This window comes from Rhizobium johnstonii 3841, from assembly GCF_000009265.1.
Lineage (GTDB): Bacteria > Pseudomonadota > Alphaproteobacteria > Rhizobiales > Rhizobiaceae > Rhizobium > Rhizobium acaciae.
In genome coordinates this window covers 39,930-55,382 of sequence record NC_008384.1, presented here as the reverse complement: position 1 = coordinate 55,382, position 15,453 = coordinate 39,930, and the positions used below count along the sequence as shown (strand labels likewise).

The following is a 15,453-nucleotide window of genomic DNA, read 5'->3' as shown; positions in this document are numbered from 1 at the left end:
TTGGAATTGCGCAGCCCGAAAACAAAAGCCTGCATGGTTTCCCATGCAGGCCCGTTTGTGTGTGTGTGTGTGTGTGTGCGGGTCCGTCTATTCGCGCTGCTCCAGCGCTCTGCTGAAGGCGAGTGCTGCCAGCGTGCAGATGGCGCCGGACAGCAGGTAGTAGCCGACGAAGGTCAGGCCGAAGCGGCTGGAGAGGCTGAGCGCCACCAGCGGCGCGAAACCCGCGCCGATCAACCAGGCCAGATCCGAGGTGAAGGCTGCACCCGTATAGCGGTAGCCGCGGCCGAAGCGGGATGAGATCGAGCCCGTCGCCTGGCCGAAGGAAAGGCCGAGCACGCCGAAGCCGATGATGACGAAAGCGTCATGGCCGCTGTTGCCGGATGCGATCAGGCTCGGCCCGATAAAGCTGAAGACGGCGATGATGACGGCGCAGATGGCAAGCTGGGCGCGCCGGCCGATACGGTCGGCGATCAGGCCCGAGGCGATGATCGTGAGGATACCGACCGCGGCGCCGATCACCTGCACCACCATGAAGGCGCCGATCGGCTGGTTGCCGTAAAGGCTCATCCAGCCGAGCGGGAAAATGGTGACGAGGTGGAACATGGCAAAACTCGCGAGCGGCACGAAGGCGCCGATCAGGATGTCGCGGCCGTGCACGCGCAGCACGTCGAGGATGGGGGCCGCTTCCAGCTCGTGCTGCTCCAGCAGAGTGCCGAACTCCTTGGTCATGACCAGCCGCAAACGCGCAAACAGCGCCACGACGTTGATCGCGAAGGCGACGAAGAAGGGATAACGCCAGCCCCAGGAGAGGAAATCCTCACTGGAAAGATTGGCGACGAAATAACCGAACAGGGTACTGGCCAGCGCAAAACCGATCGGCGCGCCGAGCTGCGGGATCATCGCATACCAGCCGCGGTGCTTGGCCGGCGCGTTGAGCGCGAGCAGCGAGGCAAGGCCGTCCCAGGCGCCGCCGAGCGCGAAGCCCTGGCCGAGACGGAAAAGCGCCAGCAACGCGATCGACCAGACGCCGATCTCGTTGTAACCCGGCAGGAAGGCGATCGAGGCGGTGGAGCCGCCAAGCAGGAAAAGCGCGATCGTCAGCTTGGTGCCGCGACCGTACAGCCTATCGATCGTCATGAAGACGACGGAGCCGACGGGGCGGGCCAGGAAGGCAAGCGAGAAGATGGCGAAGGAATAGAGCGTGCCCGTCAGCCTGTCCGGCGCGAAGGGGAAGACCAGCTGTGGAAAGACCAGAACCGAGGCAAGGCCATAGACGAAGAAATCGAAGAATTCCGACATGCGGCCGATCACCACGCCGATGGCGATACTACCCGGCGAAACCGGCTTGTCGTCGTGAATGCGCCGCGCGTCGCGTTCCAGCGACGACGATGACGGTCCGTAATGCGATGTTGTAGCCATGAAACGCCTCCCTCGTTGAGGCGCTTTCGGCAAGGCGCCTCAACCTGATCTTGATCAAACCTGCAGGCTTATCAAGTCCGTAAGACGCAAATAGTTCATCATCACGGCTCAAAATGAGGCGTAGACGGAAAAAATAGCGTGATCCGGAGCGCGATTTTTCCCGGGGACGCTGGCTTGGCCGGCCCTTGCGGATATATTGGAACAAAACATGCGCTGGCGAAAGAATCCTTCTTGATTTCATCAGGATTCCAAAGCTGTAGTGCACCATCATTTGTGCCGCAGTGCGGCATGATTGCTGCACTGCGACCAAACACCTCATGTCGCTATCGGGTTCAGTGCGTTAGTCGCGGAACGAACGAAACAACAAGAGCTTAGAGACGTGCTAAAACTGGTGAAGTTTTCCCGCCTTCTATCCGTCTTGCCGCTGCTTTTCCTGGCAGGATGCAACATGGTGGTCATGGCGCCCTCCGGCGACATCGCCGCGCAACAGCGCGATCTCATCGTCATCTCGACGGTGCTGATGCTTTTGATCATCATCCCGGTGATCTTCCTGACGCTGTTCTTCGCCTGGCGCTACCGCCGCTCCAATACGGCCGCCACCTACGCGCCGGAATGGCACCATTCGACCCGCCTCGAAATCGTGATCTGGGCAGCGCCGCTTGCGATCATCATCGCGCTCGGCGCCGTGACCTGGATTTCCACCCATAAGCTCGATCCCTATCGCCCGCTCGACCGCCTCGATGCGGAGCGCGCCATTCCGGCCAATACCAAGCCGCTGATCGTCGAGGTCGTGGCGCTCGACTGGAAGTGGCTGTTCTTCTATCCCGAACTCGGCATTGCCACCGTCAACGAACTCGCTGCCCCAGTCGACGTGCCGATCAATTTCAAGATCACCGCCTCCTCGGTGATGAACTCCTTCTATATCCCGGCGCTAGCCGGCCAGATCTATGCGATGCCCGGCATGGAGACGAAGCTGCACGCCGTCATCAACAAGCAAGGCGAATATGAGGGCTTCTCCGCCAATTACAGCGGAAGCGGCTTCTCGCACATGCGCTTCAAGTTCCACGGCCTCGACCAGGCGGGCTTTGACGCCTGGGTGGCGCAGGTCAAGCAGCAGGGCACGATGCTCAACCGCGACGCCTATCTCAAGCTCGAGAAGCCGAGCGAGAAGGAACCGGTGCGTTATTATGCCGGCGCCGATGCCGACCTTTACAACGCCATCCTCAACATGTGCGCCGCTCCGGGCAAGATGTGCATGAACGAGATGATGCATATCGACATGATGGGCGGCGGCGGCAAGGAAAGTGCCGAGAACCGCGAGAAGCTGCGATACGACGACCGTCATGCCGACGAAGGCATCGTGGCGCCCGCCGCCACCGTGCCGGCGACCGGGGCTCCGGCCCGCAGCGAGCCCGCCGAGCGGACCGACGGCAACAGCATGCAGCACGACATGCCCGGCATGCCTAGCACGCCCGGAATGGACATGCAGCATGAGGGTCACTCCATGCCCGGCATGAGCAATGGCGCCGATCCGGCGCCGGCGCAGCTCAACAACAACAATTAACCTGGCGCTTTGCGTCGCAAGACATAATGAACGGGTTGTTCCATGTTTTCCAATCCTGACCTCCTGAAGTTCGTCTTCGGCCGGTTGACCCTCGATGCCATCCCCTATCACGAGCCGATCCTGGTCGTGACCTTCATCGGCGTCGTCATCGGCGCCATCGCGGTGCTCGGCATCATCACCTATTTCAAGTTCTGGGGCCCGCTCTGGCGCGACTGGATCTGCAGCGTCGATCACAAGAAGATCGGCATCATGTATGTGATCCTGGCCGTCATCATGCTGTTGCGCGGCTTCTCCGATGCGATCCTGATGCGCATCCAGCAGGCGATCGCCTTCAACGGCTCGGAGGGCTATCTGCCGCCGCACCATTACGACCAGGTCTTCACCGCCCACGGCGTCATCATGATCTTCTTCGTGGCGATGCCCTTCGTCACCGGTCTGATGAACTTCGTGGTGCCCCTGCAGATCGGCGCGCGCGACGTCTCCTTCCCCTTCCTCAACAACTTCTCGTTCTGGATGACCACCGCCGGCGCGATCATCATCATGCTGTCGCTGTTCATCGGCGAATTCGCCCAGACCGGCTGGCTTGCCTACCCGCCGCTGTCGGGCGCAGCCTACAGTCCGGGCGTCGGCGTCGACTATTATATCTGGGGCCTGCAGGTGGCCGGTGTGGGAACGACGCTTTCGGGCATCAATCTGATCGCCACCATCGTCAAGATGCGTGCGCCGGGCATGACCTTCATGAAGATGCCGGTCTTCACCTGGACGGCGCTTTGCACCAACGTGCTGATCGTCGCCTCCTTCCCGATCCTGACGGCGACACTCGCGCTTCTGTCGCTCGACCGCTATGCCGGCACGAACTTCTTCACCAACGACCTCGGCGGCAATCCGATGATGTACATCAACCTCATCTGGATCTGGGGTCATCCGGAGGTCTATATCCTCGTGCTGCCGGCCTTCGGCATCTTCTCGGAAGTCGTCGCCACCTTCTCCGGCAAGCGTCTCTTCGGCTACGCCTCCATGGTCTACGCGACCTGCGTGATCATGATCCTCTCCTACATCGTCTGGCTGCACCACTTCTTCACGATGGGCTCGGGCGCCAGCGTCAATTCCTTCTTCGGCATCACCACGATGATCATCTCGATCCCGACCGGGGCGAAGATTTTCAACTGGCTCTTCACCATGTATCGTGGCCGCATCCGCTTTGAGGTGCCGATGCTGTGGACGGTCGGCTTCATGGTCACCTTCGTCATCGGCGGCATGACCGGCGTCATGCTTGCCGTGCCGCCGGCCGACTTCGTGCTGCACAATTCGCTGTTCCTCATCGCCCACTTCCACAACGTCATCATCGGCGGCGTTCTCTTCGGCATGTTCGCCGGCGTGAACTACTGGTTCCCGAAGGCCTTCGGCTTCAAGCTCGATCCCTTCTGGGGCAAGATGAGCTTCTGGTTCTGGCAGATCGGCTTCTGGTTCGCCTTCATGCCGCTCTATGTGCTCGGCCTGATGGGTGTCACCCGCCGCGTCAGCCAGTTCGAGGATCCGTCGCTGCAGATCTGGTTCATCATCGCCGCCTTCGGCGTCGGCCTGATCGCGCTTGGCATCGCCGCCTTCCTGATCCAGATCGTCGTCAGCTTCATGAAACGCGAGGAATTGCGCGACGACAGCGGCGACCCGTGGGACGGCCGCACGCTGGAATGGTCGACATCCTCGCCGCCGCCGGATTACAACTTCGCCTTCACGCCGGTGGTGCACGATCATGACAGCTGGTACGACATGAAGAACCGCGGTTATGCACGCCCGCTGGAAGGCTTCCGGCCGATCCATATGCCGAAGAATACCGGCACCGGCGCGATACTCTCGGCCATCAGCGTCGCCCTCGCCTTCGGGCTGATCTGGTATATGTGGTGGCTGGTCGTCGTCTCCTTCGTCGCCATGCTGGTGGTCGCGATCGGCCATACCTTCAACTACGGACGCGATTTCCACATCCCCGCCGAAGAGGTGACCGAAACGGAAGGCAAGCGCACCGCGTTGCTTGCCGAGCAGGTGTGATGACCATGAGCGATCAGACTATCGACACGGCCGAAAAGCCTGAATTCTACCTGACGGAAGACCATCATCCGGAAAACAGCACCAATCTCGGCTTCTGGCTCTACCTGATGAGCGACTGCCTGATCTTCGCCGTGCTGTTTGCAACGCACGGCGTGCTCGGCCGCAATTATGCCGCAGGCCCCTCGCCCGCCGATCTCTTCGATCTGCCGATCGTTGCCCTGAACACCTCGATGCTGCTCTTCTCCTCGATCACCTACGGCTTCGCCATGCTGCAGATGGAGCGCAACGCAAAGGCGGAAACGCTGTTCTGGCTTGGCGTGACCGGCTTGTTCGGCGCGGCCTTCATCGGGCTCGAACTCTACGAGTTCGTCCACCTGATCCATGAAGGCGCCGGGCCGACGCGCAGCGCCTTCCTCTCCTCCTTCTTCACGCTCGTCGGCACTCACGGGCTGCATGTCACCTTCGGCATCATCTGGCTGATCACCCTGATGGTGCAGGTGTCGATGCACGGGCTGATCGAGGCCAACCGCCGCCGCCTGATGTGCCTGTCGATGTTCTGGCACTTCCTCGACGTCGTCTGGATCGGCGTCTTTTCCTTCGTCTATCTGCTGGGAGTTCTCGGATGATTTCGCAAGCACCCGCACATGAGGATGCCCACGAGGCTCACCACGGCCACAGCCACGGCCATCAGGCCGGCCATGGCACGTTCCGCAGCTACATGACGGGCTTCGTGCTCTCCGTCATCCTGACCGCCATTCCCTTCTGGCTGGTCATGTCAGGCGTCTTCGCGAGCCCCGTGCTGACGGCGGTGCTGGTGATGGGCCTAGGCGCGATCCAGATCGTCGTCCATATGGTGTTCTTCCTGCACATGAATACCAGGAGCGAGGGTGGGTGGACGATCATGGCGCTGATCTTCACGCTCATCATCGTCGCCATTGCGCTCTCCGGTTCGCTCTGGGTCATGCATCATCTCAACACCAACATGATGCCGATGAGCCCCGAGATGATGAAGAACATGCCGTGACCGTCACGAAGGGCCGGCGGCAGCGTCACCCGCAGGCTCCCTCGGAAAAATCGGCTGGACGGCATTATCGGGTAAAACGCGCGATCTTCACCGTCTGTCTGGTGCTGCTTGCCGCGGCACTTTCCGCACTCGGCACCTGGCAGGTCGAGCGCCTTGCCTGGAAACGCGATCTCGTCGCCCGCGTCGACCAGCGTGTGCATGCGCCACCCGTGCCGGCGCCTGCACAAGCCGACTGGAAAAAGGTCAATGCCACCGATGACGAATATCGGCGGGTGACCGCGGTCGGAACGCTGGCGAACGACAAGGAAACGCTGGTCTATGCCTCGACCGCGCTCGGTCCGGGTTATTGGGTGATGGCGCCGCTGACGCTTGCCGACGGGACATCAATCCTCGTCAATCGCGGCTTCGTGCCGACCGACAGGCGCGACCCGGCCACGCGGCGCGAGGGGCAACCATCAGGCCCGGTGGAGATCACCGGGCTGATGCGGATGACGGAGCCGAAGGGATCGCTGCTGCAATCGAACGACGTCGCTGCCGACCGCTGGTATTCGCGCGATGTCGCGGCGATCGCTGAAAAGCGCGGAGTCGGTGCGCCAGCGCCCTATTTCATCGATGCCGATGCCACGGCCAACCCGGGCGGTCTGCCCGTCGGCGGCCTCACGATCATCGCCTTCCCCAACAACCATCTCCTCTACGCGATCACCTGGTACGGGCTGGCGGCGATGGTGCTGGCCTTGCTCGTCTTCATTCTTCGCGGCGAGAGGGCAACTCGCAGGATGCGGCGGTGATCACCCCTATGACGCGATCCGGCTGATCGCCTCGGCGAGCTGCGCCTGCGAAAAGGGCTTGCCCAGGCGGGGCAGGTCGACGATGCCGGCGCCTTCGGGAATCTCGGCGTAACCGGTCGCGAGGATGATCGGCATGTCGGGCCATTCGCTGCGGATCGCCTGGGCGAGCTGCGCGCCGGTCATGCGCGGCATGGCATGGTCGCAGATCACCAGGTCGACCTGCTCTTTGCGCAGGATGTCGAGCGCCTCCGGACCCGCCATCGCCTCGAACACGGTATGGCCGAGATCCTCCAGCATCAGCGTCGTGTTCATCAGGACCAGACCATCGTCATCGACGGCGACGATGCGCAGCCGAGGCGTCGCATTTTCCTCCTGCCGCGGCCGGTCGGCAGCGGCCTCGGTCGTCTGTTCGACACTTGCGACCGGGAACCACAATTCGACTGTCGTGCCTTCGCCGAGGCTGCTCTTCATCATCAGGCGTCCGCCAGACTGGGACGCAAGGCCCTGCACCATGGACAGGCCGAGGCCGGTGCCCTTGCCGACACCCTTGGTGGTGAAGAACGGCGTGATGGCCTGCTCCAGCGTCTTGGCATCCATGCCCTCGCCTTCGTCGATCACCGCGATGCGGACATAGCGGCCGGGCGGCAGCGGAATTTTGCCTGACGGCAGCGATTCTTCGGAAGCGCGAAGCACGATCCGGCCGCCGGACGGCATGGCGTCGCGGGCGTTGACGACGAGGTTCAGGATCGCCATCTCCAGCTGGTTCGGATCGGTCAGGATCGTCGGCAGCCTGACGGGGAAAGAGGTCTCGATCGCGGTGAGGGGGCCGAGCGAACGGCTCAGCATATCCATCATGCCACGGACCAGGCCGGAGACGTCGATCGGCTCCACGTGCAGTTCCTGCCGGCGGGAAAAGGCCAGCATGCGCTGCGTCAGCGCGGCACCCCGCTGGGCGCCCTGCATGGCGTTGTCGACCAGCGATGTCAGCGAGAGATCCTGCGGCATGCGTTTCTTCAGGATTTCGAGACTGCCGAGCACTGCCATCAGCAGATTGTTGAAATCATGGGCGATACCGCCGGTCAATTGACCGATCGCCTCCATCTTCTGCGACTGGAAGAGCTCTTCGCGCGCCTGCTCCAGTGCCCGCTGGGTCTCCATCTTCTCGGTGATATCTCGGGTGATCTTGGCGAAACCGAGCACATTGCCTTCCTCGTCCCGAATGGCGTCGATGACGATGCTGGCCCAAAAACGGGTGCCGTCCTTGCGGACGCGCCAGCCTTCCCTCTCGAACCGGCCCTCGGCGCGGGCGATGCCGAGCGCGGTTTCCGGCAGGCCGGCTTCGCGGTCTTCGGCTGTATAGAAGGTCGAGAAATGCGTGCCGATAATTTCTTGCGGCCGATAGCCCTTGATCCGCTCGGCGCCGAAATTCCAACTGCTGACATTGCCCGTGGGATCGAGCATGTAGATCGCATAGTCGGAGACGCCCTGGACCAGCCGGCGGAATTGTTCCTCGCTCTGGCGGATCGCCTGTTCAGCTGCTCGGCGTTCGGTCAGGTCGCGGGTGATCTTGGCATAGCCGATGAGCTCGCCAGAAGGACGACGGATCGGATCGATGATCACATGCGCCCAGAAGCGGCTGCCATCCTTGCGCTGGCGCCAGCCTTCTCCCTCGAAGCGACCGTGCTCCGCCGCCGTGGCCAGCGCGCGCGCAGGTAGTCCCGCGGCGCGGTCCTCTTCCAAGTAGAAACGGGAAAAATGCTCGCCGAGAATTTCTGGAGGCTTGTAACCCTTGAAGCGCTGGGCGCCGCTATTCCAGCTGGTGACGATGCCCTCGGGGCTCAGCATATAGATAGCGTAGTCGGTGATGGCATCGACCAGAAGGCGAAAGCGTCCCTCCTCGTCAAGAGACGTGTCATGTCGATTCAGCACTTCCATCGGCCCCTCGGAGTCACCAGCGCTTTATAACGCAGCAGGGGGTGGATGGTTCCGAAACGGCCCGAATTTCAGACGGCCTTGACCTGCGAGTAGAACCGCTCGCTGACACGCTCGGCAGCGGCATAGGCCTGCGAAACGATCTCCGGCACCAGATCGATATCGGGCAGGCTGCCGAGACCGAGCGGGCCGACGGCAAAGAGCCCCGCGACCGTCGAACCGTCCTCGAGGAAGGGCTCGCCGCGCGCATTGACCGCCAGCCCGAGCGACAGCTCGTCCGGCATGGCGAGGCCGGCGGAAAGCAGGCTCTGCATCAAGGGCGCGGAAAGATCAGGCGCCTGGCAGCGGCAATCGATGATGCGCTCGGCATGGATGACCTCTTCGGCAGTGGAACCGGCCGGCGTGAAGAACAGGCCGCTCAGGCCCCGGCGGCCCGCCCGGCCGCGGCGCAGCACCGTGCGGCCTTCGGCGAGTTCGCGTCTCAGGCGCAGGTGCATGGCTTCTGGCAGGCGGTTGCGATGGCTGTCATAGATCGCCCTGAGATGGCGGTTGAACTGATGCTTGTCACGCGCCGGCAGCGAGCGCCAGAGCGAGCGGGCATGTTTTCTGAGGCCGTTCATCACTGATTGCCAGCTTCGCCCGGATTCCTCGGCCTCGCGACAGGCTTCACGGATGAAGCGGACGATCTCCGGCAGGCTCTGGGGCAGCGTTTCGGCGGGGAAGACCGGATCGGCGGAATTCGGCGTATGGCTCTGGGGCAGGAAGCCGCGCCTTGAAACGATCGTCACCTGGCCGGCATAACCGGAATCGCGCAGCTGCAGCAGCTGGTCGACGACGCGGATGCCGCTGCCGAGCAGCACCGCATGCGGCCGCGCGACGAGGCGCTGGGCCCTGATCGGCGAAACGTCCTCACCGCCGGCATCTGGCGCCGTCAGGCCGTAACCGGTGGCGAGGATGACGGTATCGAACAGCGGATTGGCGGGATTGGCGCTTTCAAGCAGGAAGCGGTGGCCATGGCTTCTGCGGATCGCCACGACCGGATCATTGCAAACCTGGACGGTGATGTCCCTGCGCGCGGCGAGCGCTTCCGAAAAGCGCTGGTAGACATAATCGCTGAAGATTTCCTTCGGCACGAAGATCTGCCGGAATCCGGGAATCGCGGCCGGCACGGCGGCGCGGAAGGCGGCATTGCTGCAGAGCCAGTCGTTGAAATCGTCGTTGTCGCCGACCGAGACCGAGAGATCGCGGACGCGGGTGTTGAGGATCGTCGAGGAGCGGGCCGAGGCCAGCGCCTGGCCACCGCTGACCGAGGAATTTGGATCGAACAGCTGCAGATGGAAGGGCGCGCGCACCGTCTTCATCAATGCGATGGCCGTCATCATGCCGGAAAAGCCGCGCCCGACGATCGCAATGCGCGGCACCGCCGATATCTGCGCCGCCGCATTGGCTCTGGCGGAAAAAAGTCCCTGAACCGTCATCGCAACTCCTTTGCGGCTTCATCCGCACCCTGGGTCGATCGAGGTTTCAACGCATAAAACAGTGGCTCACGCGTTGATGAGGTTCATGCGGCCATTCAAGACACCTGCCGCGGCATCGGGGTCCGAACCAGCGGCCCCGCCAGAGAACTAGGGAAGCAATCACGCTCGTCCATAGTCTATCAAACTGGTAGTGTATGAAAGCGCTAAATGGCGCAGGTGGCAAGAGGTTTGTTGCCACATCTCTTCAAGCTATTGAAATAAAACATAATTTAGACGTATTCGAGGAAGCTTGGTCGACCTGTACTCCCCGAACCGCGGATTGATCTTGAAATGTCGGGTCGGCAGCGACCTCAGCCGCCCTCGCCCGGATATTGCTTTGCCTTCAGCAGGCCGGCCAGATGCACCGTGTTGCGTGCCAGCATGTCGACGGCTTTGGTCACGACCTTCGGCACCTTGTCGAGATCGACGAAATTGGTGGAACCCATTGCCTCGCCAACCCAATAGGCGACCGCATTGGCCGGGATGGTGAAGCCGACGTCGTTCAGCGCCTGGAAGAGCTCGGCCGACACATGGTGGGCGCCGTCCTCATTGCCGACGACGGCAACGGCCGCGACCCTGCCATAGGAGACCATGCGGCCTTCATCGTCGGTCTCCTCGAGGAAGGCGTCCATCCGCTCCAGCGCCCGTTTGCAGACACTGGATGGCTGACCGAGCCAGATCGGCGTCGCCATCAGCAGGATATCGGCGGAGAGCACCTTGGCGCGAATATCGGGCCAGTCATCGCCGGCGCCTTCGTCGGAGGTGACGCCCGGCTTGACGGCGAAATCGGCGAGCCGAAGCACTTCGGTCACGACGCCGTGCGCGGACATCGCCTTGTCGATCAGTCCGATCATCCGGTCGGTCGAGGACGCGTCCTTAGCGTTGCTGGTCTTCAGCGTGGCGTTGAGGGCAAGGGCTTTGAGTGGCATGGGTCTCTCCGGCACCGGTCGACGGTTGGCGTTCGCCTGCTGCAATCCGTTCGCGCGCAGATTGTTCCAGCCGGGGATGCGAGGGGACCTCACGTAAAAATAACCAACTGGTGAATTCTTTACTTGAACCCCCAATTGGAATCGGCAAAAGTGAAGGTGCTATCAATCCCTTCATGGATTTGCCGTCTTTTCGGGCCAGCGTCCGACCACACATCTATTGGAAAAAATACCGTGAGCAGCGATGCGTTAATACGCGCGACGAAGCCTTCGGCTTCGATGGCGCTTGCAACTGCGGCAGGCTGGGGCCGAGGCCTCTTCACCTTGGTGCGTATCACCATGATGGCCTTCCGCCACCCCTGGCAATCCGGCTTTGCGATCGGCGCCACGCTTGTGGCCTCCACCTTCCAGCTGATGATCCCGCGCCTTCTCGGCCAGGCCGTCGACCACACGCAGATGGCGATGAGCGGCGGTGCGGCGGGCCAGGCGGCACAGGACGCGCTTTTGACCACGGCGCTGCTGCTGCTCGGTGCCAGCGTGCTGCGCGGCCTCTTCACCATGGTGCAGAACTATTACAGCGAAGCCGTCGGCCATCACATCGGCTACGAGTTGCGGCTGGCCTGCTACGAGAAGATCCAGCGGCTCTCCTTCAGCTTTCATGACACCGTGCATTCCGGCGACCTGATCACCGTCGGCCTGCTCGATCTCGAAGGCGTGCGCATGTATTTCTCCACGGCACTCGTCCGGATGATCCTGCTGTCGATCCTGATCGGCATCGGCGCCTATATGCTGCTGTCGACCGATATCGTGCTCGGCCTCCTGGCGCTGAGTTTCGTGCCCTTCGTCGGCTGGCGCTCGTCGGTGACGCAGCTCAAGCTACGCGCCACCTGGCTCGACCTGCAGGAGCGGCTTTCGGTGCTGACCCGCATCATGGAGGAAAATCTCGGCGGCATTCGCGTCGTGCGCGCCTTTGCCGCTCACGAACACGAGATTTCGAAATTCGAGGCGGCATCGAAGAGCGCGCTGGCGCTCGCGCATCAGCGCGTCGGCATCCGCGTTACCAATACCAGCGCCATGACCTTCTCCTTCTTCGCGGCGATGGGCCTGGTGCTCTGGGTCGGCGGCGGCAAGGTGATGTCGGGCGAGATCACCGTCGGCACGCTGGCCTCGTTCCTGACCTTCATGACCATCCTGCAGATGCCGGTGCGCCAGCTCGGCCTGATGGTCAATGCCTTTGCCCGCGCCTCCACCTGCGGCTCGCGGCTCTTCGCCCTGCTCGACCTCGACATCGCGATCAAGGATGCGCCGGATGCCAAGGAATTGGCGTTGACGGACGGCGTGCTGCGCTTCGAGAATGTCAGCTTCGCCTATCCGGGTTCCGAAAAACGCATCGTGCTCGACGATGTCTCCTTCGAAGCCAGGCGCGGCCAGACGATCGGCATTGTCGGGCCTCCCGGCAGCGGCAAGTCGACGATCGCCCATCTCATTCCCCGCTTCTACGACGTCAGCGGCGGCAAGATCACGATCGACGGCCAGGACATCCGCAAGGCGACGCTGCAATCGCTGCGCCGGGCGGTTGCCGTCGTGCAGCAGGACTCCTTCCTGTTCACGACGACGATCGAGAACAACATCGCCTATGGCGACCCGTGGGCGAAGGAAGGCCGCATCGAACGCGCCAGTGAAAGCGCCCAGCTGCACAATTACGTGCTCGGCCTGCCAATAGGGTACGGCACGGTCGTCGGTGAGCGCGGCGTTTCGCTGTCCGGCGGCCAGCGCCAGCGTCTTTCGATCGCCCGTGCGCTGATGCTGAAACCGGCGGTGATGGTGTTCGACGATTCGACGGCGGCAATCGATGCCGCCACCGAGCAGCGCATCCGCGGCGCCATGCGCCGCTATGCGGCCGACCGCGTGACGATCGTCGTCGCCCACCGCCTGAGCTCGCTGATGCATGCCGACCAGATCCTGTTCGTCGAGGACGGCCGGATCGTCGAGCGCGGAACGCATGAAGCGCTGCTTTCGCTCGGTGGGCGCTACAAGGCGCTCTACGACCTGCAAGTGCGGCCGGGCGACGAGGTCTTGAGCGCCTAACAATGGAATTCCCTTCTTCTGCCCCCGGGGAGAAGAGCGGACAAGCAATGACTATGCAGGCCACCGGACGTGATGGCCGCGGGAGGAATGGCATGGCCGAGGAACTGGAAACCGAGCGTCCCGACGTTCGCGAGGATGGACGCCGCCCGCCGCGGGCGGTGGTCGGTTCGCACCGGGTCGAGGAAGAGATGTTCGGCAAGGCCTTCGACGGCAACATCGTCAAGCGCATCTGGGTTTTCGTTCACCCCTATCGCCGCCAGGTCCTGTGGTCGGTCGTCGCCGTTCTGACCTTCACGATGATGCAGCTTACCATCCCGCTGATCATCCGCTATGCCATCGACCACGGCATGTCGCCGGGCGGCAACCATTCAGCCCTGGTCTGGTCGATCGTCGCCTTCACCGTCGCCATATCAATCAACTATGCGGCAAGCTACGCGCAGGAGACGCTGGTCGGCGGCGTGGCCGAGGACGTGCTCTTCGATATCCGCAAGGCAATGTTTTCGCATCTCCAGCGCGTCTCGCTGTCCTTCATGGACAAGACCGAAGTGGGACGGCTGATGTCGCGCCTGCAGGGCGACGTCAACTCGATGCAGGAATTCCTCGAAACCTCGGTGCTGTCGGTCGGCGACATCGTGCTGCTCTTCGGCATCGTCTTCGTGATGCTCTATCTCGATTTCAAACTGGGGCTGCTGACGCTCTCGGTGCTGCCGGTGCTGTTCATCGTCCGGCTATTCTGGCTGCCGCTGGCGCGCAAATCCTTCATGGCCGCGCACGAGACCAATTCAGTTGCCGCCGGCGCACTCGCCGAAGCGATCCACGGCGTACGCGCCGTCCAGAGCATGGACAGGCAGGGCGTCAACTTCACGCTCTACGACGACAAGGCGCGCGCCAACCTCGAGACACATCTCACGGCGGCGCGCTACGCGCAGGTGATGGTGCCGATCGTCGACAGCCTGACCGGCGTGGCGATGGCGCTCGTCATCGTCGTCGGCGGCGCCCGCGTTCTCAATCAGGCACTCGATGTCGGCGTGCTCGTCGCCTTCCTGTTCTACATCCAGCGCTTCTTCGACCCGATCCGTTCGCTGACCCTGCAATATTCGGTGATGCAGCGCGCCATGGCGTCCGGCCAGCGGCTGACCGAAGTGCTCGACGTGCCTGTCGACATCAAGGACGCGCCCGATGCCAAGGCCTTGTCGCGCGACATGGACGGATCGGTGGAATTCAAGGACGTCGTGTTCGGCTACAATCCGAAACATCCGGTGCTGAAGCACGTCAGCTTCAAGGTCAATCCCGGTGAGACGGTGGCGCTGGTCGGGCCGACGGGGTCCGGCAAATCGAGCTGCATGTCGCTGATCCATCGCTTCTACGACGTGCAGCAGGGCCAGGTACTGGTCGGCGGCGACGATGTGCGTGATCTGACGCAGGATTCGCTCGGAGCGCAGATCGCCATGGTGCTGCAGGAACCCTTCCTCTTCACCGGCACCGTCTTCGAAAACATCCGCTACCACAAGCTGGAAGCGACGCGCGAACAGGTGATCGAGGCCGCCAAGGCGGTCGGCGCACATGACTTCGTGATGCGCCTGCCTGATGGTTACGACAGCGTTCTCGGGGAGCGCGGCGGCAACCTTTCGCTCGGCCAGCGCCAGCTTTTGAGCTTTGCCCGCGCCCTGGTGGCGGACGCGAAGATCCTCGTGCTCGACGAGGCGACGGCCAATATCGACAGCTATACCGAGATGCTGATCCAGAAAGCGCTGGTGAAGCTGCTCGAAAACCGCACCGGCCTCGTCATCGCCCATCGCCTCGCGACGATCCGTGAGGCGGACCGCATCATCGTGCTGCAGAACGGCGAAATCATCGAAAGCGGCGACCACCGCCAGCTGATGAAGAACGGCAAGCTCTATTCCAAGCTCTACAATCTGAACTACTCCTCCTTCGACGACATTCCCGAAGACGTGCTGGAAGAGACGACGGCAGCGGAGTCGGCGACCTAACGCATCGTGCGAGGATTGAAAGTGCTGAAGCGACCTTTGTGCGTCCGTGAGGACGCACGGCGCTCTATCTCAGGCATGCATTAATGCCTGTCGCAAAGTTTGAACGAACAAACGCCTTGCTGCCGCATTTATTTCCTATCGGGGGACGAGTGCCACTG

At 62.4% G+C, this 15,453-nt stretch carries 11 protein-coding genes; 7 read left to right on the top strand and 4 right to left on the bottom strand.

Annotated features, from left to right (window positions below; all coding sequences use genetic code 11):
- Positions 1–87 precede the first annotated feature (87 nt).
- The gene (locus RL_RS29975) at positions 88–1,419 is read right to left on the bottom strand and encodes an MFS transporter (RefSeq protein ID WP_011654799.1); all 1,332 of its coding nucleotides are present in this window, start codon (positions 1,417–1,419) and stop codon (positions 88–90) included.
- Positions 1,420–1,798: 379 nt separating this feature from the next.
- Between RL_RS29975 and cyoA the strand changes: the two genes are divergently transcribed.
- The 5 genes from cyoA to RL_RS29950 are packed head-to-tail and all read left to right on the top strand — an operon-like array spanning position 1,799 to position 6,841.
- Positions 1,799–2,983 (top strand): ubiquinol oxidase subunit II, encoded by a 1,185-nt coding sequence (gene cyoA / locus RL_RS29970; RefSeq protein ID WP_011654798.1) that lies wholly within the window; start codon positions 1,799–1,801, stop codon positions 2,981–2,983.
- Positions 2,984–3,025: 42 nt separating this feature from the next.
- Positions 3,026–5,029: a cytochrome o ubiquinol oxidase subunit I gene (gene cyoB, locus RL_RS29965; protein WP_003548372.1), complete on the top strand. Its 2,004-nt coding sequence runs from the start codon at positions 3,026–3,028 to the stop codon at positions 5,027–5,029.
- Between the two features lie 5 nt (positions 5,030–5,034).
- Entirely contained in the window at positions 5,035–5,655 is a 621-nt protein-coding gene (gene cyoC, locus RL_RS29960; RefSeq protein ID WP_003548370.1) for a cytochrome o ubiquinol oxidase subunit III, read from the top strand.
- Entirely contained in the window at positions 5,652–6,053 is a 402-nt protein-coding gene (gene cyoD, locus RL_RS29955; RefSeq protein ID WP_003548367.1) for a cytochrome o ubiquinol oxidase subunit IV, read from the top strand. The genes cyoC and cyoD overlap by 4 nt, the downstream gene beginning before the upstream one ends.
- Positions 6,050–6,841 (top strand): SURF1 family protein, encoded by a 792-nt coding sequence (locus RL_RS29950; protein WP_011654796.1) that lies wholly within the window; start codon positions 6,050–6,052, stop codon positions 6,839–6,841. The genes cyoD and RL_RS29950 overlap by 4 nt, the downstream gene beginning before the upstream one ends.
- Positions 6,842–6,847: 6 nt before the next feature.
- On the opposite strand, the gene RL_RS29945 is transcribed toward RL_RS29950, so the two are convergent.
- The 3 genes from RL_RS29945 to RL_RS29935 form a co-directional block, all read right to left on the bottom strand.
- On the bottom strand, positions 6,848–8,776 hold the full coding sequence (locus RL_RS29945; RefSeq protein ID WP_011654795.1) for a hybrid sensor histidine kinase/response regulator: 1,929 nt from the start codon (positions 8,774–8,776) through the stop codon (positions 6,848–6,850).
- 68 nt (positions 8,777–8,844) lie between these two features.
- Positions 8,845–10,251, bottom strand: coding sequence for an FAD/NAD(P)-binding protein (locus RL_RS29940; protein ID WP_011654794.1), 1,407 nt, complete (start codon positions 10,249–10,251; stop codon positions 8,845–8,847).
- A 350-nt stretch (positions 10,252–10,601) separates the two neighbouring features.
- Positions 10,602–11,219 (bottom strand): flavodoxin family protein, encoded by a 618-nt coding sequence (locus RL_RS29935; protein WP_011654793.1) that lies wholly within the window; start codon positions 11,217–11,219, stop codon positions 10,602–10,604.
- 123 nt (positions 11,220–11,342) lie between these two features.
- Here RL_RS29935 and RL_RS29930 point away from each other — a divergent pair, with 123 nt between their 5' ends.
- Both RL_RS29930 and RL_RS29925 read left to right on the top strand, forming a co-directional pair.
- Positions 11,343–13,304, top strand: a complete 1,962-nt coding sequence (locus RL_RS29930; protein WP_011654792.1) for an ABC transporter ATP-binding protein — start codon at positions 11,343–11,345, stop codon at positions 13,302–13,304.
- 92 nt (positions 13,305–13,396) lie between these two features.
- Positions 13,397–15,295 (top strand): ABC transporter ATP-binding protein, encoded by a 1,899-nt coding sequence (locus RL_RS29925; protein ID WP_003548354.1) that lies wholly within the window; start codon positions 13,397–13,399, stop codon positions 15,293–15,295.
- Positions 15,296–15,453: the final 158 nt, after the last annotated feature.